At 64.0% G+C, this 24,588-nt stretch carries 13 protein-coding genes; 10 read left to right on the forward strand and 3 right to left on the reverse strand.

The features are described from left to right. Window positions 1–52 precede the first annotated feature (52 nt). The 3 genes from UU9_RS04380 to UU9_RS04390 all read right to left on the reverse strand — a co-directional run bounded on the left by UU9_RS04380 (window position 53) and on the right by UU9_RS04390 (window position 5,311). Window positions 53–1,441: a sugar porter family MFS transporter gene (locus tag UU9_RS04380; RefSeq protein WP_007080510.1), complete on the reverse strand. Its 1,389-nt coding sequence runs from the start codon at window positions 1,439–1,441 to the stop codon at window positions 53–55. A 122-nt stretch (window positions 1,442–1,563) separates the two neighbouring features. Continuing rightward, window positions 1,564–4,146, reverse strand: coding sequence for a glycoside hydrolase family 3 protein (locus UU9_RS04385; RefSeq protein WP_007080511.1), 2,583 nt, complete (start codon window positions 4,144–4,146; stop codon window positions 1,564–1,566). Window positions 4,147–4,291: 145 nt separating this feature from the next. Continuing rightward, complete coding sequence (locus tag UU9_RS04390) at window positions 4,292–5,311, reverse strand: LacI family DNA-binding transcriptional regulator (RefSeq protein WP_040670234.1); 1,020 nt, start codon at window positions 5,309–5,311, stop codon at window positions 4,292–4,294. Between the two features lie 746 nt (window positions 5,312–6,057). Between UU9_RS04390 and UU9_RS04395 the strand changes: the two genes are divergently transcribed. The 10 genes from UU9_RS04395 to UU9_RS04440 all read left to right on the forward strand — a co-directional run bounded on the left by UU9_RS04395 (window position 6,058) and on the right by UU9_RS04440 (window position 24,586). After that, entirely contained in the window at window positions 6,058–9,180 is a 3,123-nt protein-coding gene (locus UU9_RS04395) for a TonB-dependent receptor (RefSeq protein ID WP_156804185.1), read from the forward strand. A 130-nt stretch (window positions 9,181–9,310) separates the two neighbouring features. After that, complete coding sequence (locus tag UU9_RS04400) at window positions 9,311–10,060, forward strand: SapC family protein (protein WP_007080514.1); 750 nt, start codon at window positions 9,311–9,313, stop codon at window positions 10,058–10,060. 5 nt (window positions 10,061–10,065) lie between these two features. Beyond that, entirely contained in the window at window positions 10,066–11,088 is a 1,023-nt protein-coding gene (locus UU9_RS04405) for a cupin-like domain-containing protein (RefSeq protein ID WP_040670235.1), read from the forward strand. A gap of 123 nt (window positions 11,089–11,211) precedes the next feature. Next, window positions 11,212–12,726 carry a tryptophan halogenase family protein gene (locus tag UU9_RS04410; protein ID WP_007080516.1) on the forward strand — a complete coding sequence of 505 codons (1,515 nt, stop codon included), beginning with the start codon at window positions 11,212–11,214 and terminating at the stop codon, window positions 12,724–12,726. A gap of 266 nt (window positions 12,727–12,992) precedes the next feature. Then, the gene (locus UU9_RS04415; RefSeq protein ID WP_040670236.1) at window positions 12,993–13,688 is read left to right on the forward strand and encodes a DUF6445 family protein; all 696 of its coding nucleotides are present in this window, start codon (window positions 12,993–12,995) and stop codon (window positions 13,686–13,688) included. Window positions 13,689–13,908: 220 nt separating this feature from the next. Further along, a complete protein-coding gene (locus UU9_RS04420; RefSeq protein WP_007080518.1) occupies window positions 13,909–14,574 on the forward strand; it encodes a response regulator in 666 nt (221 codons plus the stop codon). Then, window positions 14,571–15,977 (forward strand): sensor histidine kinase, encoded by a 1,407-nt coding sequence (locus UU9_RS04425; RefSeq protein WP_007080519.1) that lies wholly within the window; start codon window positions 14,571–14,573, stop codon window positions 15,975–15,977. Before UU9_RS04420 ends, UU9_RS04425 begins: the two co-directional genes overlap by 4 nt. 182 nt (window positions 15,978–16,159) lie before the next feature. Continuing rightward, complete coding sequence (locus UU9_RS04430) at window positions 16,160–18,760, forward strand: glycosyltransferase (protein ID WP_007080520.1); 2,601 nt, start codon at window positions 16,160–16,162, stop codon at window positions 18,758–18,760. 104 nt (window positions 18,761–18,864) lie between these two features. After that, entirely contained in the window at window positions 18,865–20,631 is a 1,767-nt protein-coding gene (locus tag UU9_RS04435; RefSeq protein WP_007080521.1) for an autotransporter assembly complex protein TamA, read from the forward strand. A 208-nt stretch (window positions 20,632–20,839) separates the two neighbouring features. Continuing rightward, complete coding sequence (locus UU9_RS04440) at window positions 20,840–24,586, forward strand: translocation/assembly module TamB domain-containing protein (protein ID WP_007080522.1); 3,747 nt, start codon at window positions 20,840–20,842, stop codon at window positions 24,584–24,586. Window positions 24,587–24,588 lie beyond the last annotated feature (2 nt).

Here is a 24,588-nt window from a genome sequence, read left to right on the forward strand (position 1 = left end):
AAAGGCCCCGCGTACGGGGCCTTTTGTCTTTCAACGATGAACTTTGGCGTACTTACTGGCCGATGTGACGCAGCGGCTTGCCAGCCATCAGGTTACGCTCGATATGCTCCAGCGTGACGTTCTTGGTTTCCGGAATCAGAAAGAACGTGATCAGGATGAACACCACATTCAACGCGGCGTACAGCCAGAAGGTGGCCGCGTTGCCGATGCCGTTGAGCAAGGTCAGGAACGTGGCGCCCACGATCATGTTGGCGATCCAGTTGGTGAAGGTGGAGCAGCCGATGCCGAAATCGCGGCCCTTCAGCGGCTGCACTTCCGAGCACAGCGTCCAGATCAGCGGACCAGCCGACATCGCGAAGCCCACGATAAACATCAGCAGCATCGCCACGGTGAAGAGCTGCTCACCATGCGTGGTGATGCCCAGGTGCATCATCGTGCCCACCAGGCCCAGGCCGATCGCCATCACGGTGAAACCCGCGTACAGGATCGGCTTGCGGCCCAGACGATCGACGAAACCAATCGCAATGAACGTGGCCAGCATGTTGGTAAGGCCCACCGCTGCGGTAAACCACATCTGCGCGGCCGTGTCATAGCCCATGTCCTGGAAAATCCGCGGCGCGTAGTACATCACCACGTTGATGCCGGTGAGCTGCTGAACGACCTGCAGCAGCACGCCCAGACCCACCGAGCGGCGGAAATTGGCATTCTCCTTGAACAGGTGCCAACCCTTCTGCGGCATGCGCAACTGCTCCTCGATGTCGGCCACTTCATGGCTGACATGCTCGGCGTCACCGCGCAGTTTTTGCAGCACCTCGGTCGCCATCTGCTTGCGACCCCGCATCATCAGCCAGCGCGGGCTTTCCGGCAGGAAAAACAAGCCAAGCAGAAACAGCACGCCGGGAATCGCGATGATGCCCAGCATCCAGCGCCAGCTGCCGCTGTAGCTGAAGGCGGTGTTGGACAGGAACGCCACCAGGATGCCGGTGGTGATCATCAACTGGTACAGCGAGATCATCGAGCCGCGGATGTTCTCCGGCGCCACCTCGGCCAGGTACAGCGGCGCAGTGAAGCTGGCTATGCCGATCGCCAGGCCCAGCAGCACGCGGGCGGCAATCAGGGTTTCCGGCGACCACGCGCCGCCGCTGAGCAAGGAGCCGACGACAAACAGAACGGCAGCCAGGATCAGCGAGCGCTTGCGCCCCAGCGTGGCGGACATCCAGCCCGCGCCCAGCGCGCCGATCGCCGCGCCCAGCATCATCGAGCTGACGATCCACTCGATCACGTGGTCGGTGATCTGGAATTCCGCCTGGATGAATTGGGTGGCGCCGGAAATCACGCCGATGTCCAGGCCAAACATCAACCCGGCCAACGCGGCCAGCGCGCAGGTGAATATCACCGTGGTTTTCGGACGCGCGTTGAGCGGTTCAGCGATAGCGTTCATGTCATTCCCCGTATTCGATAAACGTTCGACTTCTATGGATTGTTCTTATGCAGGCGGCAGATGGATCTGCCGCTGCGGTCGAGCGGAAAAAGTCGCACGCCCCGCACGCGCGACTGGATGCCTCAATGGGTGGGGCAAGCCACCAGCTTGTCCACGTCCGTACCCAGTGCCACCCGGGCAATCGAAAGCGTGGCCTTGGCCGCGCTTTGCAGGCGGAACGGTACGTCAATCTTCGTCATGTCCGCTCCAGCCTCACGGAAACATTTCAGCGGAACGCCAACACGCAGCCATTCCCCCTTGGGCAGCGCCGCCAGCATGGCATCCAGCGGTACGCTGGCGCCACACTTGTCACCGCAAGCCACGGCAAGGCTGATCTTGCCCGGAGCCAGCGCATCCACCTTCATGGTGGTCACCAGCAGAACGTCGCCATTGGTCTGGCGATCCTGATCCAGCTTCGATGCCGCATGCAGTGCCACCGAAGCGGCGCCAGCGCCGGACCACTCGACACGACGGGCGTCTTCCTGCGCCTGGTAGTCGATGGCGGTGATGCGAATGCTGCCGTCGCGCGAACGTGCCGGTGCGACGACCTCGTCGACGCTGGTGCCATCGGCACCCGTCAATTGCAGGGCCAACCCGGTAACAGGCTTGCCCCGCTGCAGGTAAAGGCCCGGTGCAACGACACTGTCCTTGACGCCGGAAACTTCCGACAAGGTGCCCAGCGTGTCCTTGTCCTTGTAGGTCAGGCCATAACCGAACGCGAACTGCGGGTTGTAGTTCTTCTGGCCCACGTTGAGCGGCGTCTGCACGGCGGTACGCGGCCACGAATACGCCAGCTTGCCGTGGAAATCGTGGTCGATCGCGCCAGCGGCAGTACGCAGGATCACGTCGGCCACGCCGCCACCCTCGGAACCGGGCAGCCATGCGGCCACGAACGCGTTGGACGCATTGATTTCGGGGTTCACCCACAACGGCCGCCCGGACAGGAACACCGACACCACCGGAATCCCCTGCGCGCGCAGGCGCTTGATCATGTCCAGATTGCTGCTGTCGCCAGGCGAGAACAGCAGGTTGGGAATGTCGCCCTGGAATTCGGCGTACGGATTCTCGCCGTAGACCACGATGGCAACGTCGGGCTTCTGGGTGTACTTGCCATCCACCGACAACTGCGCCGTACCACCGGCGGCCACAACCTGCTCGTGTATGCCACCCCAGATGGATTGGCCATTCGGGAAATCGGCGTTGGTGATGCCGGTGCCCTGCCAGGTCAAGGTCCAGCCACCGGACTGCTTGGGAATGTTGTCCGCGCCATCGCCAGCCACCAGGATCCGCTGCTTCGGATTCAGCGGCAGGATGCCGTTGTGGTTTTTCAGCAGCACCAGCGTTTCACGAACCGCGCGTCGCGCGATGGCGCGATGCTCCGGGCTGCCCAGGGCATAAGACGGGTTGTCCGAAATCTGCGAGGACGGTGAGCCCTTGTCGAACAGGCCCAGGCGCATTTTTACGCGCAGGATGCGAGACACCGCGTCATCCAGCCGCGACATCGGAATCACCCCGGACTTCACTTCCGCCAGCGTGTTCTTGTACAGCCCACGCCAGCTGTCCGGCGCCATGAACATGTCCATGCCGGCATTGATCGCCTGCGGGCAATCCTCATTGGTGCAGCCCGGCACCTGGCCGTGGCCGTTCCAGTCGCCAACGACGAAGCCCTGAAAATCCATGCGCCCCTTCAGCACATCGGTCAGCAAGCCCTTGTGGCCAGACATCTTCTCGCCGTTCCAGCTGGAGAACGACGCCATGACGGTCTGCACGCCAGCGGCGATGGCCGGCGGATAGCCGGCGGAGGCCACGTCGCGCAGGTTCTCCTCGCTGACTTCGGCGTCGCCCTGGTCCTTGCCGTCCTTGGTGCTGCCGTCGCCCACGAAATGCTTGGCCGATGCAATGACGTGCGCATTGTCGAGGAAGTCGGCACTGCCGGGCTTGCCCTGCAAGCCTTCGACCACGGCGGCGGCGTAGCTCGCCACCACGGCCGGATCTTCCGAATAACCCTCGAACGCGCGGCCCCAGCGATCATCCTGCGGCACGGTGAGCGTGGGCGCGAACGTCCAGTTGATGCCCGTCGCACGCGCCTCCTCGGCGGTGGCGGCGGCGATTTCGGCAACCAGCGCGGGATCGCGCATCGCACCCAACGCGGAGTTCTGCGGGAATATCGTGGCGCCGACCACATCATTGTGGCCATGCACGGCGTCCACGCCGAACAGCACGGGAATCCCCAGGCCGCCGTCGGAAGTGTCGACGGACGCGTGATAGAACGCGTCAGACAATTCCAGCCATGCCTTGCCGCCGGACAGCTTGCCGCCGGGCTTGGAGTTGCCACCGGCCAGGATCGAGCCGAGGCGGTACTTGCGCACCTCGTCCGGGGTAACACTGGCGATGTCGGCCTGGATGATCTGGCCTACCTTGTCTTCGTCCGACATTTTCGCCAGCAGGCTTTTCACGCGCTGTTCCAGCGCCGCATCGTGCGCGAACGGCCACTTCACCTTGGGCCATGCATCCGGGTGCACTACGGCCGAGTGCACCCCATCGGTCGGTGTGGGCTTGACGTCCGCGCTGCAGGCGCTGGCCACGGTGAAAGCGCAGACCAGCGCTCCTGCCGTCGTGAAAGCCCGTTTGATCGACACCCGTCGATCACGAAAGACAAGCTGCATGGTGACTCTCCCCAGCTGTGCGCCATGGCGTGATTGCCACACGACCTCGTATCCGTTCGAGTATTTGCCGAATGTGACAGCGCTGTCAATCAACCGCGGCGCGGCGCGGCGTGTTCCGAAAAACGCCCGGGCGAACTTCCTCGCGTCAGGGGCGCACGCGTCTGGGCGCCACGCCCGTGGACTGCCGCAAGCGCAACGTATACGGCACCGACACCATCTGGCCCGGCTTTCCACTCTTGATGGTGCGCAGCAATTGCATCGCCGCGATCCGCCCCATGTCCTGGCTGGGTTGCCGCACCGTGGTCAGCGCCGGCCATACCTGGCGCGCAAGCGGAATGTCATCGAAGCCACAGACGGAAAGGTCCTTCGGCACCTTGAGCCCCCGTTCGGCCGCAGCCCAGAGAATGCCCGCGGCCGTGTCGTCATTGGCGCCGAAAATCGCCGTGGGCCGGTGTTCCAGGGCAAACAGACGACGCGCGCCCGCCACTCCCGAATCAAAAGAGAAGCGGCCTTCGACAACCAGCTCCGGATCGTAGGCAAGGTGCGCCTGCTCAAGGCCGTCGCGATAACCGCGCAAGCGCCACACGTTGCCACCATGCGTCGGGTGCCCGGTGATGTGGGCAATCCGCCGATGTCCCAGCGACGCAAGGTGCAGCACCATTTCGCAGGACGCCGAACGCTCGTCCAGCGTGGCGCCCACACCCTCGGTGTAGTTTTTGGGCGAAATACTCGCCCAGGGGACATTGCGCGTGCGGAGCATATCCAGCAACGCCGGATGGTCGCAGATAGGTGGCGTCAACAGCAGGCCATCCGGCCTGAACTGCGATATCAACACGTCCACCCGCTCGACGAAATCGGGCGCACCCGATACGAGCGGCCGAACCATCATGCTGTACTGATGCGCGTCACACGCCTCCAGCGCCCCCTGCTGCACTTCCATGACGTAATGGGGTGACGGGTTGTCGTACAACAAGGCAACCAGGAACGCGCGGTTGCTGGCGAGACTGCGCGCGGACGGGTTGGGGCGATACCCGAGCATCTCCACCGCCGCAAGAATGCGCTCGCGCATCTCATTCCGGACGTTCGGCTCATTGTTGAGCACGCGCGAAACCGTCTTCGGGGATACCCCGGCTTCCCGCGCCACGTCCTCGATGCGAGCCCTCATCGGCAACCTCCCCTGGTACCCATCAATGAATGCCCTATTCCCGGGTTCAACCGAAGCTGCCGGCATAACCATTTGGCATATGCATATATCAGCTCGGCATCATCCCCTGATCGACGCTGCCATGCGGATTCCCGAAGGCCATATTACGAAAAATTGACAGCGCTGTCACACTCATGTACACCGTCGTCATGGCAGCCGTCATGGCAGTGCATTCGCGGGGAACCCACCGGAAATGAGGCATCGCTATTCCACCCACCCTGTTGCGCCAGAGGCAGCAAGTGTCACCAGCTCCGGCAGCCTCGGCGCTGGCGTTCCGCGTGCCTCGATTGCGAGCCCCACGGCGCTGGACAGGGCATGTGGGCTGTGATAAAGATGTTAACGCTAACATCAACTGCACTCGCAACCCGTCCAACGCACATAGGCGTTCGGTGGGCGAGTCAATGGGACAAAGGGTGCCCGCGGGCGTCCGACTGAGGTTGTTCGGGGAGTCCGAGGGAGGCAGAAAAGGCGGACCAGCGTCCGCAGGCGTTTCGGGGATGGAAACGTCTATTGGTCAACCAGCAGTCACCTGAATGCCGGACCGGAATTCGGTGGCGCGAACTTGGTTGAAGGCCATGAAGTGGGTGGACCCACAACGTGGATAAGAAACTTCGCACGCACCATTGTTTGCTATTGAGTTCAATTAATTGGAAGGGGAGTGCACACGAATGAACCACAACAAGTTTAAGCATCTCAGGTCGAAGGTGATGTTCACCATCGTTGGTGGTGCCGTCATCATCAACCCGCTCTACGCGCAAGACGCGCAGCCGGCCGCACCGGCGGCACAGCAGTCGCAAAAGCCAGACTTGACCACGCTGCAGACCGTCACGGTCAGCGGCGTGCGCAACAGTCTCGAACAGTCGATGAACATCAAGCGTTACGCCATCGGCGGTGTCGATGCGGTCAGCGCCGAAGACATCGGCAAGATGCCGGACACCAACCTGGCCGAATCGCTGCAGCGCATCACCGGCGTGTCGATCGACCGCCGCAACGGCGAAGGCTCGCAGGTCACGGTTCGCGGTTTCGGCCCGAACTTCAACCTGATCACCATCGATGGCCGCACCGTTCCCGGCGCGGATGCCTTCGGTGCTGCCGGCCAGGTGCCGATCGGCGGCGTCAACGGCGGTACGCGCTCGTTCAACTTCGCCCAGCTGTCGCCCAACGGTGTCAGCTCGCTGGAGGTCTACAAGACCGGTCGTGCCGACGTCGCCAGCGGCGGTATTGGTGCCACCATCGACATCCGGACCGATCGCCCGTTCAATCACGAAGGCGGCAAGCTCATCGGCTCGGTCGGTTCTAAGGCCACGCTCGACAAGTCGCAGCCGTTCGATACCAGTATCCAGCCGGAATTCTCGGGCAACTTCAGCTACGCGAACCCGGACAAGACCTGGGGTATCGGTCTTGATGCCAGCTTCGCCAAGCGTCACGGTGGTGCGGTGGAAGCGACCGAGAACAACTGGGCCATCCAGCCGTGGACTGGGGCGGCCAACGGCTTCAACTTCGACCCCACCAAGGGTCCCGTCACCAACGTCACCAATGCACCGGCTATCGGCCAGCTCTACGGCATGCCGAACGACATTCGTTATGCGGTCAACGACTTCGAGAGCAAGCGCACCAACGCTCACGCCGTGCTGCAGCTGGCTCCGGTCGACGGCCTGACCATGACCTTGGACTACCTGTATTCGCGGTACGATCTCGACTCCAATCGCGGCGAGCAGTCGATGTGGCTGCAGCAGCAGCGCTTCAGCGACGTCACGTTCGACACCAGCGGTGCGGTAGCTACGCCAACGTACATCCGCGACGTCGTGCAGACCAAAGACTTCGGCATGGAGCAGCAGACCAACCGCCAGAAGTACAAGCTGGACGATATCGGCTTCAATGCCGAGTGGCAGGCCACCGACAGCCTCAAGCTGACGCTTGACCTGCACGATGCGAAGAGCCAGAGCCTGCCCAACGACGGGCTGACCGGTGGCGGCGCCACTGCCGTGGGCCTGGCTGGCACCAACAACTGCGCCGCCGGCCCGCAATGCGGCGGTTCGTGGGCCCAGGAATTCTTCTTCAACAACAGCCTACCCATTGCCACGCGCACCTGGTACCCGACGACGGATTCCAGCGGTCCTGGCCTGGTCAACCAGCCGTTCGGCGTCAACAACCTCGGCATTCAGCCCGTACGTATCGACGCACAGGCGCAGACCACCGAAGTCAAGGAAGCGAAGTTCGGCGGTGAGCTGGAGTTCGACAACGGTCGGTTCCAGTTCGGTGCCGACATCATGAAGACCAAGCTGCATCGCACCCAGGCGGCCCAGAACTACCAGGCGATGGGCGACTGGAGCGTGAACGATGCCGGCGCCTACCCGGATCTGGCGGACAGTCTCGTCCACCAGGTCAACACGGCCGGCCTGTTCGACGATTTCAGCACCAAGGGCATCGCGCAGAGCACCTGGATCGGCAACGCCGACGCTCTGGCCAAGTTTGCGGTCAGCCAGTACCCGGGTACCAACTACCAGGTCAGCAAGACCCTGTCGGCCGACAACACTGTGATCGAGAACACGAAGGCGGTGTACGCACAGCTCGTGCTGGAAGGCCAGTTGGGCGACCTGCCGACCACCACGCGCTTCGGCATGCGCTACGAGCAGACCGACGTGAGCTCCAACTCGCAGGTCGCGTTGCCGAGCGGGATTCTCTGGTTGTCCAACAACGACTTCCAGAACCCGAGCGGCACCACGGTGCAGCCCGTCAGCGCAAGCGGCAGCTACAGCAACCTGCTGCCCAACATCGACTTCAGCATCGACTTCACCGATTCGCTGCAGGGCCGCGCTTCGTACAGCAAGACCATTGCACGTGCGCCGTACGGCAACCTGTACGCGGGCGCTGGCGTAAACAACCCGAGCGGCTCCATCCTGGTCAATGCCGCGTCGCAGGCTACCGGTAACGACAACGATCCGAGCCTGAAGCCGCTGAGCTCCGACAACCTCGACCTTGGCCTGGGCTGGTACTTCGCACCGTCCAGCTATGTGTCGGTAACGTTCTGGGACAAGCGCGTCAACAACTTCATCGGTACCTCGGTGGTTAACGAGAGCCTGTACGGCCAGCGTGACCCGACCTCCGGACCGCGCGCGCAGCAGGCAATTGCCTTCCTGAACAGCGCCCAGTGCACCGCTCAGGCGGGCGCTCCCTGCCAGGTCAACGACACGACCTTGTTCGACGCAATCGCGTTGATCGACGCCCAGGGCAAGGGCGGCCTGGGGAACGGCGGCCTGGCCGATTTCAACGGCACCGATGCCCAGAACCTGGCCCTGGAAAGCGCTTACGACGTTACCGCCAACCCGGACGACCCGCTGTACATCTACAAGGTCTCCAAGCCGGCCAACGTGCACAGCGCCATGCTGCATGGTTGGGAGTTTGGTGGTCAGTACTTCCTGGGTGACACCGGCTTCGGCATCCTGGCGAACTACACCAAGGTCGATGGTGACGTTCACTACAACGATGGTGGCGACCCGAGCGTCGATCAGTTCGCGCTGACCGGCCTCAGTGACAGCGCCAACGCCGTGCTGATGTACGAGAAGTATGACTTCTCCGTACGTCTGGCCTACAACTGGCGTGCCCAGTTCCTGACGGCAGCCTCTGCCACCAACCCGACCTACGTCGATCAGTACCACCAGATCGACCTGAGCGTGAACTACAACTTGAATGATCACCTGTCGTTCCAGTTCGAAGGCATCAACCTGACCGGCGAAGACGTGCGCTGGCGTGGGCGTACGGCCAAGCAGTTCGTGCGAGTGGTTGACCAGAAGCCGCGTTACGGGCTTGGTGTTCGCTACAAGTTCTGATTGCGTCAGTAGCGTAGAAAACGGGGGCCACTGCTTGCAGTGGCCCCTTTTTTTGTGCCGCCTGCGGTAAGATCGAAGGCTGACAACGATTCAAAATAAGTGTGCAAAAGCAATTCCTTGGGGGAGCCGAATGGCACGTTACGAAATGCTCAACAATGTGGCGCACAAGGACCTGCGCGTTGCCACCCGCTTTGGGGCGTCCTATGGGGATGACATCGGCATGGTGCCGGCCTACCCCACTGAATATGCCGAGCTGGTGCGCGAATACCCGATCTTCTTCCGCAAGAACGAGGACGGTGAATACCAGTCAGTGGTTCTTCTTGGTTTCGGCGTCAACGAAAATCTTTTTCTCGACGGCGAACAATGGAAAGCGACCTATTTGCCCGCCCACATTGCGCGCGGCCCTTTCCTGATTGGTTTCCAGGAGCAGGACGTCGACGGCGAATTACGCCACGAAGCGGTTATCAACGTCGATCTGGACCACCCGCGCGTCAACTTTGAAGAAGGCGAAGCGGCTTTTCTTCCCCAGGGTGGCCATAGCCCATACCTCGAACACGTCACCACGATGCTGCGCGGCATTCGCGACGGCATGGAAGGCGGCAAGGCCATGTATGCAGCCTTCGATTCCCTTGACCTGATCCAGCCCCTCACGCTTGATATCAAGTTCGACAACGAGCACGGCGCCAACGTCACCGGCCTGCTCGGCATCGACCGCGAACGACTGGCCGCCCTGGACGCGGAATCGCTGCATTCGCTGCATCGCTCGGGTTATCTCGAGGGCGCCTACCTGGTGTTGGCCTCGATGCACAACATGCGCCGGCTGATGGCCGAAAAGCAGCGCCGCCTGAGCCAGGAGACAGTCGCCGCCAACGCGGGTTGATTGCCATGAGGGAATTAGTTGCCAGCGTCCGCGAGCGATCGGATGTTCGCGCCGACGCACTTCCTGTCGACGAATTGCTCGAAGCAGGACAACCCGTTGTACTGCGCGGGCTGGTGCGTGATTGGCAGCTGACGCAGGCAGGACAGCGCTCGACGAGCGACGTCACGGCCTGCCTGGCCCGTTTTTACAATCAGCGACCGATCCAATACTCCTACGGCGCGTCCGATATCGCCGGACGCGTGTTTTACAACGACGACTTCACCGCCATCAATTGCCAGGTGCTGCGCGGCACGCTTACCGAACTCATTGACGAGATCGGCGCACATCTGGACGACCCGCAGCCGCCTACCTGGTACATGGCCTCGGCGCCAGTCGACGCCTTGTTGCCGGGCCTGCGCGATACCGACGATCTGAATTTCGCGGCCAGCGGCATCGACGCCCCGCCACGCATCTGGATCGGCAACCGCACGATCGCCTCGGCACACTACGACGCGATGAACAATATCGCCTGCAACGCCGTAGGTCGCCGTCGATTCACGCTGTTCCCGCCGGAACAGATCAAGAACCTGTATCCCGGACCGCTGGAACCGACACCGGGGGGCCAGGCCGTCAGCGTCGTCGATTTTGCTGCACCCGATTACGAGAAGTACCCGCGTTTCCGTGAAGCCCTTGCCTCGGCGCAGAGCGTCGTGCTGGAGCCGGGTGATGCGATATTCATCCCGAACATGTGGTGGCACCACGTGGAAGGCCTCGAGCCATTCAACGTGCTGGTGAACTACTGGTGGAGCAGCGTGCCCCACTATGTGCCGACACCCATGCACGCGCTTTACCACGCGCTGTGGGCCATCCGCGACCGCCCCGAGCAGGAGAAACGCGCCTGGCACGAGGTCTTCGACTACTACGTTTTCGGGCCGTCGGAGCGCGCCGGCGAACACCTGCCCGAGGGGGCACGCGGTGCGCTGGGGCCGCTCGACGAAACCGGGATCCGGCGGCTGCGTGCCATGCTGATCGACCGGCTCAACCGATGAACGCCATCGATGTCGACGGGCGCTTCAAACCGCCCTAGAGCGGGCGCGGCAAAACGTCTCAAGTAATACGGATCCCCGCAAAAGCGGGGAAAATGCAGTACGACCAAATGGGGAGGGGTAGACGTGGGTGACAACAGAATTCGCAAGGTGGTTATTGCCGGCGGCGGCACGGCGGGGTGGATCGCGGCGAGCGCGCTGGCGTATCAGCTGCAGGGTCAGATCGAACTGACGCTGGTCGAATCGTCCAAGATCGCCACCGTCGGCGTGGGTGAAGCCACCGTGCCGCCGGTTCGCAATTTCCACCGGTTCATGAACATCGACGAGCAGGAATTCCTGCGCGCGGTAGCCGGCACTTTCAAGCTGGCCATCTCGTTCGAAAACTTCGTCCGGCCAGGCCATCGCTACATCCATCCCTTCGGTAACACCGGCAAAGGCACGCTGGTCGCCGGGTTCCAGCAGTACTGGCTGGAGAGCTTGCGCCGTGGCATGAAATCGGATCTGGGCAATTTCAGCCTGGAAGCGATGGCGGCACTGGAAGACAAATTCGCGCTGACCGAAAACCCGGAAATCAACTACGCATACCACATGGATGCCGCGCTCTACGTCGAGTTCCTGCGCAAGAAATTCGAGCGTTACGGGATCAACCGCATCGAGGGCATGATCAAGGAAGTGCGCCAGAATCCCGACAGTGGCTACGTCGAAGCGCTGGTGCTGGACGATGGCCAGGTCATTGAAGGCGACCTGTTCATCGATTGCACCGGCTTCCGCGGTCTGTTGATCGAGCAGACGCTGAAAACCGGCTATGAGGACTGGAACCACTGGCTGCCCTGCGACCGCGCGATTGCGGTGCAGACCCGTTCGGTCGACCCGTCGCCGGTGCCGTACACGCGCGCCATCGCCCATGAAGCGGGCTGGCGCTGGCACATCCCGGTGCAGCACCGCGTTGGCTGCGGACTGGTGTACGACAGCCGTTACATGTCCGACGACGAGGCACGCGCCAAGCTGTTGCACGATGTTGGCGCCGAGCCGGTCAGGGACCCATGGCAGGTGAAGTTCCGCACCGGTCGCCGGCTCAAGGCCTGGAACAAGAACGTGGTGGCGTTGGGCCTGGCCAGTGGTTTCATCGAGCCGCTGGAATCGACCAGCATCCACCTGGCGATGAGCGCGGTGATGCTGCTGGTTGAGCTGTTCCCGTCCGAAGGCATCCCGGATTCGCTGGTCAAGCGCTACAACGACGTTTGCCGTGGCGAACTGGAACACGTGCGTGACTTCATCACCCTGCACTACCACGCCAACCAGCGCGACGAAAAGATGTGGAAGGACTGCCGCGAGATGACCTTGCCGGATTCCCTCCAGATCCGCATCGACGCTTGGCGTGACCGCGCGCATGTCTGGAAGGACCAGGGAGAACTGTTCGCAACCACCTCGTGGATGCACGTCCTGCTGGGCCAGGAAATCATGCCGAACCAGCATCACCCGGTAACGCGGGAGATATCCGACGCCGACCTGCGCCGCCTGCTCGACAGTATCCGCGGGCCGATCGACCGCACGCTGCCGCTGCTGCCCTTGCAACAGGAGTTCATCGATCGCTACTGCAAGTCGCCGGATGGTATCTGGGACATGCACCGGTTGGGCTGAGAGGTCGGCTTTTTCAACCGCTCAACTCCGGCCATGGCAAGGCAAGGGCATGGCGAGGGCATGGATGCCCGAGTTGAGGCAACGCTTGGATGCAGTTGCCCGATGCCCGAGTTGAGGCAACGCACGGAGCAGTTGCCCGATGCCCGAGCGCGGATTGATCGCGCAAGTGACGAAATCGCGTGCACGCGTTCGGGCATGTACCGGACGCGCCATTGGAAAAAAAGCCACGGGAAGTGGCTTTTTTCACAACCTCCGGGACCTTCATCATGCTGATCGAACGCCATGCCAACATGCGCATCGAGAAACGCATCTTCGGCAACGAAGGTGCGGTCCTGCTGGTCATCGACCATCTTGTCGCTGATCCCGAACGGCTGGTCCGCAAGGCCGCGCGGCGTCCCTTCGATCTCCGGAGCAACTATTTTCCGGGCCCGCGTACGCGGGCTCCGGCCATGTATTCGCCTTTTCTCGAATCGGTACTCAATCCGCTGTTGCCCGAGCATTTCGGGATGCAACCCGGGCGCTTCAAATTCTCGATGTGCCATTACTCGCTGGTAGCCACGCCTCCGCAGGAATTGAAGTTCCTGCAACGGGTACCGCATATCGATTCGACCGGCAGCGACGGATTGGCAACCGTGCATTACCTGTTTCACGGCCATTGGGGCGGCACCGCGTTCTACCGCCACCGCCAGACCGGTTTCGAGTCCATCGACGATGGGCGCAGGGAAGCCTATTTCCGTCAGCTCGAAGCGGAAAGTCAGGGTGCCGACGCCCCTGCCCCCGGCTATATCAATGGCGACACCGCGCTGTTCGAACAGACCGCCAAGGCCGATGCCGTGTTCAACCGCATGCTGGTCTATCGGCGCAACTCGCTGCACTCGGCCTGCATCGAGAATCACGACATTCCGCCGCCCGATCCGATAGTGGGACGACTGTCGATCAACAGCTTCATCGACGTGATGTGACCACACATGCGCTGGGGTTTTTCGAGGGTCCTTGTGGGAGCGACTTCAGTCGCGATGCTCTGATGTCTGACGCAGGAGCATCGCGACTGAAGTCGCTCCCACAGGCATCTGCGAGGTGCGGCACACTTTTAAGCCCTTCGTAAGCGAAGCCCGGGATAATCCGGCGACATGTCATGCTTGCCGCGGATCGGTTCGCGGACCTGACCTCGAAGGGAACGCCGTGCACATCATTCTGGTGGAAGACGATACCCAGCTCGGCACCGCCATTGCGCGGGCGCTGGAGCGTCTGGCCTATACCGTCACCTGGCTGCGCGACGGCCGCGAGGCGCTGAGCGCGCTGCGCGACCAGACCGCCGACCTGGTGTTGCTGGATCTTGGCCTGCCCGGCAAGGACGGCATGGAGGTGCTGACCGAAGCGCGCCGCAGCCACGTCACCACGCCGGTGATGGTGATGACGGCACGCGACAGGCTGGACGACCGGGTTAGCGGTCTCGATGCCGGCGCCGACGATTACCTGGTCAAACCGTTCCATCTGGACGAGTTGGCGGCACGCATCCGCTCGTTGACCCGGCGCGCGCAAGGGCTGGCGGCCAACCGTATCGAGGCCGGTGCGCTGAGCCTCGATCTCGGTACATCCGAGGTGAGCTTTCGCGGGGAAAGGGTGGAGCTGACCAAGCGCGAATTCGCCCTGCTGCAGATCCTGATGGAGCGTGCCGGACGACTGGTGCGCCGCGAGAGCCTGGAGAATTCTCTGTACGGGCTGGACAACATCGTCGGCAGTAGTGCACTGGAAGTCCTGGTGCACACGCTGCGTCGCAAGCTCAGCTTCGACACCATCCAGACCGTACGCGGCTTCGGCTACATGATTCCGCGCGAACCCAAATGACATCGACCCGTCCACGAAAACCGGCAAGCCTGCACGGCCGACTGCGGCTGTTGATCATCCTCGTGTTGCTGGCGGTGCTGTTGCCGCTGGGCGTATTCAGCTTCCAGCGCACGATTACCGAGGTGGACGAGCTTTCCGACGGCCGGCTGGCGCAATCGGCACGTACCCTGCAGGTGCTGATCGAACACGCCGGCCTGTCCGCGCTGCAAGGCCGCGACGGCGCCGGCATGCTGGTGCCGATCGAGGTCAGCCAGACCCAACAGCCCCGGCAGCATCGAACCTACGAATCCGAAGTGGGCTTCCAGGTATTCGATCACGCCGGCCGCACCGTGCTGGCAACCACCAATATCGCGACCCTGCCACCACCGAACGATACCGACGCCGATTTCCGTGACGTGCGCCAGGGCAGCTATCGATGGCGCATATTCACCCTGCGCGACGATGTCGACCACGTGGTGATCCGCACCGGCGAGCGCTACGACAGCCGCAACGACATCATGCGTGCGGTATGGCTGGAACACAGCCTGCCGTTGCTGATCGGCCTGCCCTTGCTGGCCTGGCTGGTGGGCTGGGCGGTAAAGCGCGGGCTGCGCCCACTGGAAACCCTGACCCGCGAACTCTCGACCCGGGAACCGGGCAGCCATGCACCGATCCGTCTACCCGCCGCGCCGCAGGAATTGCAGCCGGTACTCACCGCGCTGAACGGGCAACTGGCGCGACTGGAGGACGCACTGGAACGCGAACGCCGTTTCAGCGCCGACGTGGCGCATGAACTGCGCACGCCACTGGCCAGCGCCATGATCAACCTCGAAAGCGCCATGATCGCCACCGATCCTGCCGAGCTCAAAACCGGCCTGAGCAGCGCCCAGCACGGCATCGCGCGGCTGGCGCGGCGGATTGAACAACTGCTGGCGCTGGCCCGGCTGGAAGCCGGCGCGGCATCGGGTCAACGCAACAACGTCGACCTGGTCGCCGTGGCCATGGACGTGATCGAGGAGTTGTCGGCCGTGATCGCCGACAGCGGGGTGGATCTCAGCTTTGCGCGGCTGACACCGCGCGTGCCCGTGCAAGGCTACGAGGCCGCACTGGCGGCGCTGCTGCGCAACCTGGTCGAGAACGCGCTGCGCCACGTCCCGCGCGGCGGCCAGGTGCAGCTGGCGATCGAACAGGGCCCGGGCATGGCACTGATCGACGTCATCGACGACGGCCCCGGCATCCCCGCCGAACGCCGCGCCAGCGTATTCGCCCGCTTCCATCGCGAAGCCGGCAGCCACGGCGACGGCTTCGGACTGGGCCTGTCGATCGTGCAGCGCGCCGCCCAGTTGCATGGCGCCACCATCGAACTGCTCGACTCGCCATTTGGCAGCGGCCTGCGCGTCCACGTGGCGATTCCGCTGCGGTAGCCCCCGCCGCCATGGTCACTGTCGAAAGCGCCGCTACGACGATCTTGACCGGCGGAAAAAACGGCGCCCGCCTGACCTGCCGCTGACCACCCTCGACGATCTTTATTGAGCCCGATGCCATCCATTGGTTAAGCTCCGTGGGCTTTACCGCCTGTTGCGCAGGCTTTCTCCGGGGTTTTTCTTTGAGCGCCAACGCAGCAAAGCAGCACAGCCGGTTTCCGTTGCTCTCCGCCGTGGTGCTGGCGCTGATCGTGGCGTCAATGAACATCGGGTTGTGGTGGTGGGGCAACCTGCCGCACGGGCCGGAGGATTGGCACGGCAAGATCGGCGGTTTCGCGCTGTCGGCCTTCCAGCGCTACCAGAGCCCGCTGAAGAGCGATTTCCCCAGCGACGAGGAGATCGACAGCGACCTCAAGCTGGTCAGCAAGTACACCTCGCGCGTGCGCACCTACTCGATGCTGCAGAACCCGCAGGTGCCGCGGCTGGCCGAGCGCGAGGGGCTGAAGGTGATGGCCGGCGCCTGGATCGACCGGCGGCTGGACAACAACGAGAAGGAAATCGACACCCTGATCGCCCAGGCCCGGCATTACCCGGGCACGATCAATCGGGTGATCGTGGGCAACGAGGTACTGCTGCGCAACGACATCAGCCCCGAGCAGCTGATGACCTATCTGGATCGCGTGCGCGCGTCGCTGCACCAGCCGGTGTCGACTGCCGAGCCGTGGCACATCTGGGAGAAGTATCCCGAGCTGGTGCAGCACGTCGACTTCATCACCGTGCACCTGTTCCCGTACTGGAACGGCATCGACCGCAAGGATGCGCTGGCCGACGCGCTGTCACGCTACAACCACCTGCGCCAGCTGTATCCGAACAAGCCGGTGGTGGTGGGCGAGATCGGCTGGCCGTCCAACGGCGACCGTTTCCAGTACGCCACGCCGTCGGTGTCGAACGAGGCGATCTTCCTGCGCCAGTGGTTCAACGCGGCGCGCGAGCAGAACATCGACTACTACGTGATGGAAGCGTTCGACCAGCCGTGGAAGGAAGGCCTGGGCGAAGGCCGCACCGGCGCGTACTGGGGCATGTTCAACGCCGACCGGCAGCTGAAATTCCCGTTCACCGGCCCGGTCACCGAGGACACCGCCTGGCCATGGAAGGCATTGGCGGCCAGCCTGTTGGCGCTGCTGCCGATGATCCTGTTCGCGCGCCGCTTCAGCCGCTTCAAGCTGATGGGGCGGCTGTTCTTCTGCATGCTGATCCAGCTGGCCTGCGGCTTGATCACCTGGTCCGCCACGCTGCCGTTCAACTTCTATCTCAGTTGGGTCGACTGGACCATGCTGGTGCTGTTGTTCCCGGCGCAGATCGCGATCCTGGCGATCCTGCTGATCAACGGTTTCGAGTTCACCGAGGTGCTGTGGCGGCGGAAATGGATGCGTCATGCCGGCATGCTGCGGCCCGATCCGCCGGAAAAGCAGCCGTTCGTGTCGATCCACCTGGCCTGCTACAACGAGCCGCCGGAGATGGTGATCGTCACCCTCGATTCGCTGGCCGCGCTGGATTACGCCAACTTCGAAGTGCTGGTGATCGACAACAACACCAAGAACCCGGACGTGTGGAAGCCGGTGCAGGCGTACTGCGAGAAGCTGGGCAAGCGCTTCCGCTTCTTCCATCTGGAGCCGTGGCCCGGCTACAAGGCCGGCGCGCTGAACTTCGGCCTCAAGGAAACCGACCCGGCCGCCGACGTGGTGGCGGTGATCGACGCCGACTATGAAGTGCGCGCCGACTGGCTGGCCTCGCTCACCGGTTATTTCCATGATCCGAAGGTGGCCGTGGTGCAGTGCCCGCAGGCGCACCGCGAGTTCGAGAACAACACCTTCCGCCGCATGACCGCGTGGGAATACGACGGTTTCTTCCGCATCGGCATGCATCACCGCAACGAACGCAACGCGATCATCCAGCACGGCACCATGACGATGGTCCGGCGCAACGCGCTGGAAGGCACGGGCGGCTGGTCGGAATGGACCATCTGCGAGGACGCCGAGCTGGGCCTGCGCCTGATGCACGCCGGCTACGAACTGGTCTACGTCGACGAACTGATGGGCAAGGGTCTGACCCCGGCCGACTTCAAGGCGTACAAGAGCCAGCGCTATCGCTGGGCGTTCGGCGCCATGCAGATCCTCAAGGGTCGCTGGAACTGGATGACGCAGCGCGGCCCGCTCACGGCCGGCCAGCGCTTCCACTTCCTCACCGGCTGGTTCAGCTGGTTTGCCGATGCGCTGCACCTGATCTTCACCCTGATGGCGATTTTCTGGACCGCCGGCATGGTGGCGTTCCCGCAGTTGTTCAGCCTGCCGATGCAGCTGTTCCTGATCCCGGTGATCGGCTTCTTCTTCGCCAAGGCGATCTTCGGCATCGTGCTGTATCGCGCCCGCGTGCCGTGCAGCTGGTACGACACCTTGATGGCCTCGCTGGCCAGCATGGGCCTTTCGCACTCGATCGCCCGCGGCATCCTGCACGGGCTGACGCGCGAAAAGACATCCTTCGTGGTGACCGCCAAGAGCCGCCGGCTGGGCGAATCGGGCTTCGCCGCGTTCGCGCCGGTACGCGAGGAACTGCTGATGGCGATCGCGCTGGTGCTGTGCGTGATCGGCATGGCCACGGGCTTCGGTACGCGCTACATCGAAGGCACGTTGTGGATCTTCATCCTCAGCGCGCAGTCGATCCCGTACTTCTCGGCGGTGATCGGTGCGTGGATCGCGCACAAGGCTGGCGACAAGGCCGGCTGATCACCGCTGCCCCACGTCGTGCGCCACCTTCATGCGCGCCCCACCCGCATGTGGGTAAGCTCGACCGACCCACGCACACGCCCCGAGGATGGCACCCCCCACGCATGCGCCGCGCCCTCCGACGCCTGAGCCTGTTGTTGCTACTGCTGAGCCCGCTGGCGCATGCCGGCGTGCAACTGGCGGTGGACGGCGTCGAGGAGCCACTGAAGGCCGCCGTGATCTCCGCCGTGGAGCTGTCGCAGTACGCCACGCGCGATGTCAGTGACGCGCAAGTGCGCCGCCTGTACGAGCGCGCGCAAAGCCAGGCGGCCACGGCACTGGAGCCCTATGGCTACTACGACGCCACGGTCAGCGGCGAGCTGAAGCAGGCCGGCGAGAACTGGCGCGTCACCCTGCACGTGAAACCCGGTGCACCGGTCAAGGTCACCACGGTTGCGGTGCAACTGGACAAGACCGCGCTGGCGCTCGGCCCGATCCATCGCGCCGAGCGCGCCATCGAACGGCTGAAGGGCAAGCCGCTGGACCATGGTGCGTACGACGCCGCGCGCGACGCGCTGAGCGCGCAGCTCACCGCCAACGGCTTCCTCGATGCGCGGCTGGTCACCCACCGGGTCGAGGTGACCCGCGCCAATCACAGCGCCGCGATCAAGCTGGCGTGGACGGCCGGCCCGCGCTATCGCTACGGCAAGGTGCACTTCGAGGGTTCGCAGTTCAACGACGGCTTCCTCGACCGCTACGTGCCGTTCAAGTCGGGGGACTATTTCTCGCAGAATCAGTTGCTGACCCTGCAGCAGGCCCTGAACGGCGCGGACTATTTCGCCGTGGTCAACGTGCTGCCCGACGTGGACGAGGCCCGCGACGGCGTGATCGACATCAATGTGCAGTTGGCCCCGGCAAAACGCTCGATCTACACCGGCGGCCCGTTCATCGGTACCGATACCGGCGTGGGCCTGCGCGCCGGGATGGAGCGGCGCTGGGTGAACCGGCGCGGGCACAAGTGGAAGAACGAGCTGGTGGCGGCGCAGAGACTGAAAACGCTGTCCACGCTGTACTCGATCCCGATGCCCGGCGACAACCAGCGCAGCTACAACGTGGGCGCCAACTTCCGCGATGCCGACACCGCCACCTCGCAATCGCGCACGCTGGAACTGGTCGGCAACGAAACCCGCCAGTGGCATGGCTGGACGCGCACCGTTGGCGTGCACGCGCTGTCCGGCACCTTCACCGTCGGCAAGCGCGGCAACGAGCCGGACAACACGCCCGGCATCGAGCGCGGCCAAAGCACCCTGGTGTTCGCCGAGGGGTCGCTGTCGCGCAAGCAGGCGGACAACGTCACCTTCGTGCGCCACGGCTGGTCGGCCAGCCTGACCGTGCGCAGCACCGCCGGCACCTTGTTGTCCGACACGCGCTTCAGCGACCTCATCGCCGACGCGAAATGGATCCGCGCCTTCGGCACGCGCCAACGCAACCGATTGATCCTGCGCGGCAGCGCCGGGATGACCTGGACCGACGACTTCGCCGCCCTGCCGCCGCAACTGCGCTTCTTCGCCGGCGGCGACCGCTCAGTGCGCGGCTACGGCTACCAGTCGATCGGGCCGCGCAATGCCGACGATCGCGTGATCGGCGGCAAGAACCTGCTGGTCGCCAGCAGCGAGGTCGAGCATTACTTCACCCGCAACTGGGGCATGGCCGCCTTCGTCGACGCCGGCAATGCGTTCAGCGGCACCGACTACCGCCCGAAGATCGGCGCCGGCCTCGGCCTGCGCTGGCGCTCGCCGGTGGGCATGATCCGCGTCGACCTGGGCACGCCGATCCGTGACGATCGTGCGCACGGCATCGAGTTGCATCTGGTGATCGGGCCGGATCTATGAGTTCGGGATTTGGAATTCGAGATTCGGGATTCGCAAGAGCGGCGCCGACGTCGCTCTCGCTGAGCGTAGTGCGAAAGCCAGTCGTCGGTGGCGGCCTTTCGACTTCGGCCCTTTGGGCCTACGCTCAGGGCGATCAGTGGCGGGCTTGCGGTTCATGCTTCAGCCTTTCCCGAATCTCGAATCCCGAATCCCGAATCCCGACTGACCCATGAAGTGGTTCAAGCGCATCGCCATCGCATTCGCCGCATTGCTGCTGATCGTGGCGGCGCTGCTGTGGTGGCTGCTCGGCACCGGCGCCGGCCTGCGCTTCGCGCTGACGCGGGCGCAAGCCGCCACCGATGGCGCGCTGCGCGTGCAGCAGGCGCAGGGCCGGTTGATCGGCCCACTGGACCTGGCCGGCGTGCGCTTCGACGACGGCAAGGGCACCGTGGTGAAGGTGGCGAAGGCCCACCTCGACCTGCGCGTCTGGCCGTTGCTGGCCAAGCGCCTGCACGTGCTGGCGCTGGACGTCGATGGCGTCGACGTAGCGCTGCCCAGGCCCACGGATGAAGCCACCAGCTCCGGCGGCCTGTCGCTGCAACCGCCGATTGAACTGATCCTCGACCGCGTCCACGTCGGCACGGTGAAGGTGACGCAGAACGGCCAGCCGCTGTTCGCCTCGAACACCCTCGACCTGGCCGGCAGTTGGACCAACAACGGCATCGAGCTGCGCCAGCTGACGTTGCGGGCGCCCGATGGCCACGCCAACCTCGACGGCAAACTGGCGATCGGCGAAAACTATCAGGGCAACGGCAAGGCCGCGTTCGGCTGGAAAGTCGGCGATACCGAATATGCCGGCAGCGTCGACGCCCACAGCGACGGCAGGCAGGCGCAGCTCGCGCTCAAGCTCAGCGCACCCACCGTGGTGCAACTGCAGTTGCAACTCTCCCAAAGCGGCGATTACGCCTGGACCGGCAAACTCGACGCACCACGCTTCGATCCCAAACCGATCCTTGGCAACAGCTCGCTGAAGGCGCTGGCGATCGCCGTGCAAGGCCACGGCGATCGTTACAGCGGCACGCTCGACGGTCGCCTCGACCTCAATGATTACCAACTCCTGCTGCAGCCGTTGCGCGCGTCTTTCAGCCACGACTTCGACACCCTGACCCTGCAGCAACTCACCCTCGGCTCGCCGCAGATCAAGGGCCGCGTGCAAGCCAGCGGCACGATGCATCTGGCGGCAAAGCCGCTCAGCGCCGAACTGGACATTCGCTGGAACGACCTGCTGTTGCCGGCGGACCTGGCCGGTCAGGAGCTGGCCAGCCACGGCCAACTCAAGGCCAGCGGCAGCGCCGAGAAGTACCACGCCACCGGCGATGTCGACATCGGCCCGCCCGGCAAACTGGCCAAGCTGACGCTGGATCTGGACGGCACCACGCAGTTGATCACCCTGCATACGCTGGCGCTGAAACAGGCGCAAGGCGGCCTGCAGGCGAACGGCACGCTGACCCTGCAACCGACCTTTGCCTGGCAGGCCGAGGCGACGGCCAACAAACTCGACCCCGGCCAGTTGTTCGCCGGCTGGAACGGCGCGCTGGATTTCGACATTGCCAGTCACGGCACCCTGCCCGCCAACGGCCCGGACGCCACGCTGGATATCCGCAAGCTGGCCGGCACGTTGCGCGAGCGGGCCGTCAGTGGCTCGGGCAAATTGCACCTGTCGTCGAACGAAGTCGTCGACGGCCAGCTCGAGCTCGCTTCCGGCGGCAGCACGGTGAAACTGGATGCCCAGCCCGGCGCCAGCAACGACATCGACCTGCAGTTGGCGATCGCCTCGCTGGGCGACTGGCTGCCGAATGCGAGCGGCCGTATGGACGGCCATTTCACTATTCGCGGCAAGCAGCCGGAGCTCAGCATCAACGGCCAGCTGCATGGCCAGTCGGTGGCCTGGGAGCAGCAGAAGGCGGATACGCTGCAACTGATCGTCGGCATCCCCGACATCAGTCACCCTGCCGGCAAGCTGGACCTGCAGACCCGCAACGTCTACCTGCAAGGCCTGCTGTTCCAGCAATTCAACCTGCTTGCCGAGGGCAGCCAGGGCGATCATCGCCTTGACGTGGACGCGCTTGGTACTCAGCTGTCCGGCAAACTTGCCGTGCATGGCGCACTTAAAGGCTCCGCATGGAGCGGCACGCTTTCCACGCTCAACCTGGAGCCGCAGGGCATGCCGGGCTGGCGTCTGTTGCAACCGTCGAAGCTGAGCTACAACGACGGCGCGATGAGCCTGTCCGAAACATGCCTGACCGCCGGAGACCCGCAACTGTGCGTGGCCGCCAAGCAGGACAAGGTCGGCAATCTCGACGCCAGCTATCGGCTGCAGGCGTTGCCGCTGGCCCTGCTGCTGAATGCCAGTGGCAACGCCGACCTGCCGATGCGCGCCGACGGCATGCTGGACGGCAGCGGCAAGATCCGCCGCAGCGCGGCGGGCGCGCTCAGCGGCAACGCCTCGATCCAGTCCGCACAAGGCAGCATCACCTATACCGATCGTCCCGATGAACCCCTGCTGCGTTACGACCAGTTGCGCCTGGCGGCCGAACTCGCTGCCGCCGGCCAGCGCGTCGAGGTGCATGCCGGGCTCGACGACGGCGGCCGTCTGGATGGCCAAATCACGATCCGCGGCGCGCAGCAGTCGCTGGGCGGCCAGCTCGACATGCGACTGAACAATCTCGCTTTCATCGAGCTGTTCAGCACCGAGGTGGCCAACGTCAAGGGCGGTGTCGACGGCAACTTCCGTTTCGCCGGCACGCTCAAGCAACCGGCGATCACCGGCCAGGCCCAGGTGCGCGATTTCGCCGCCGAAGTGCCCTCGGCCGGGCTCAAGCTGAGCAAGGGCCAGCTCACGCTCAGCACCACCGATGCGCAGCAGTTCCTGATCCACGGCCAGGTGACATCGGGCGCCGGCACGCTGGCCATCAATGGCAACGCCGGCCTCGGCACCAACGCGCAGACGCATTTGACGCTCAAGGGCAGCCAGTTCACCGCTGCCGACATCCCCGCCGCCAGGGTGGTGATCTCACCCGACCTGACGGTGAAGCAGGATGCCAGTGGCATCAACATCGGCGGCGCGCTCAGCATCGACAGTGCCGATATCAACGCGGAAAAATTGCCCGGCTCCGGCGCCACCCAGGCGTCGCCCGACGTGGTGGTGGTCGATGAAAAGCAGCAACAGGAGGCGGCCAGCAAGTTGCCGATCAACGCCCGGGTGAAGGTGGATCTGGGCCGCAAGACGCACGTCGTCGGCATGGGCCTGGACGGTCGCGTCGGCGGTGTGCTGACGGTCAGCGAACGCCCCGGCCGCGCTACCACCGGGCAGGGCCAGCTCGCCGTCAACGGCACCTACAAGGCCTATGGCCAGAACCTGCAGATTCAGCGCGGCCAGCTGCTGTTCGCCAGCACGCCGATCGACAACCCCGGGCTGAACATCCGCGCCGTGCGCAAGCTCAACCCCAACGCCACCATCGACGAAGGCCAGGAAGTCGGCCTGCTGGTTTCCGGTACCGCGCAGCGGCCGATCCTCACCGTGTTCTCCAACCCGGTGATGGAGCAATCCGATGCGTTGTCCTACCTGGTCACCGGCAAGCCGCTGTCGCAGGTGAAGGGTGGCGAAGGCGACATGGTCGGCGCGGCCGCGCAGGCGCTTGGTTCGGCGGCCGGTGACCTGCTGGCCAAGAGCATCGGCTCCAGGATCGGCGTGGATGACATCGGCGTCTCCAGCAACGAGGCACTCGGCGGCAGCTCCGCGTTCACCGTCGGCAAATACCTCTCGCCGCGGCTGTACCTCAGCTACGGCGTGGGCCTGTTCGAGCCTGGCGAAGTGATCACCCTGCGCTACCGCCTCAGCCGACGCTGGAACTTCGAGGCGCAGCAAGCCACCGAATTCAGCCGCGCCAGCCTGAACTACCGCATCGAGAAATGACC

Source organism: Rhodanobacter fulvus Jip2 (assembly GCF_000264315.1).
Classification (GTDB): Bacteria; Pseudomonadota; Gammaproteobacteria; order Xanthomonadales; family Rhodanobacteraceae; genus Rhodanobacter; species Rhodanobacter fulvus.

What these genes read in the sequence shown, in the direction of transcription:
- UU9_RS04395 (WP_156804185.1), top strand. Translation starts at nt 6,058, where the DNA reads ATGTTCACCATCGTTGGTGGTGCCGTCATCATCAACCCGCTCTACGCG.
- UU9_RS04405 (WP_040670235.1), top strand. Translation starts at nt 10,066, where the DNA reads ATGAGGGAATTAGTTGCCAGCGTCCGCGAGCGATCGGATGTTCGCGCC.
- UU9_RS04415 (WP_040670236.1), top strand. Translation starts at nt 12,993, where the DNA reads ATGCTGATCGAACGCCATGCCAACATGCGCATCGAGAAACGCATCTTC.
- UU9_RS04435 (WP_007080521.1), top strand. Translation starts at nt 18,865, where the DNA reads ATGCGCCGCGCCCTCCGACGCCTGAGCCTGTTGTTGCTACTGCTGAGC.
- UU9_RS04440 (WP_007080522.1), top strand. Translation starts at nt 20,840, where the DNA reads ATGAAGTGGTTCAAGCGCATCGCCATCGCATTCGCCGCATTGCTGCTG.
- UU9_RS04390 (WP_040670234.1), bottom strand. Translation starts at nt 5,311, where the DNA reads ATGAGGGCTCGCATCGAGGACGTGGCGCGGGAAGCCGGGGTATCCCCG.
- UU9_RS04380 (WP_007080510.1), bottom strand. Translation starts at nt 1,441, where the DNA reads ATGAACGCTATCGCTGAACCGCTCAACGCGCGTCCGAAAACCACGGTG.
- UU9_RS04425 (WP_007080519.1), top strand. Translation starts at nt 14,571, where the DNA reads ATGACATCGACCCGTCCACGAAAACCGGCAAGCCTGCACGGCCGACTG.
- UU9_RS04385 (WP_007080511.1), bottom strand. Translation starts at nt 4,146, where the DNA reads ATGCAGCTTGTCTTTCGTGATCGACGGGTGTCGATCAAACGGGCTTTC.
- UU9_RS04400 (WP_007080514.1), top strand. Translation starts at nt 9,311, where the DNA reads ATGGCACGTTACGAAATGCTCAACAATGTGGCGCACAAGGACCTGCGC.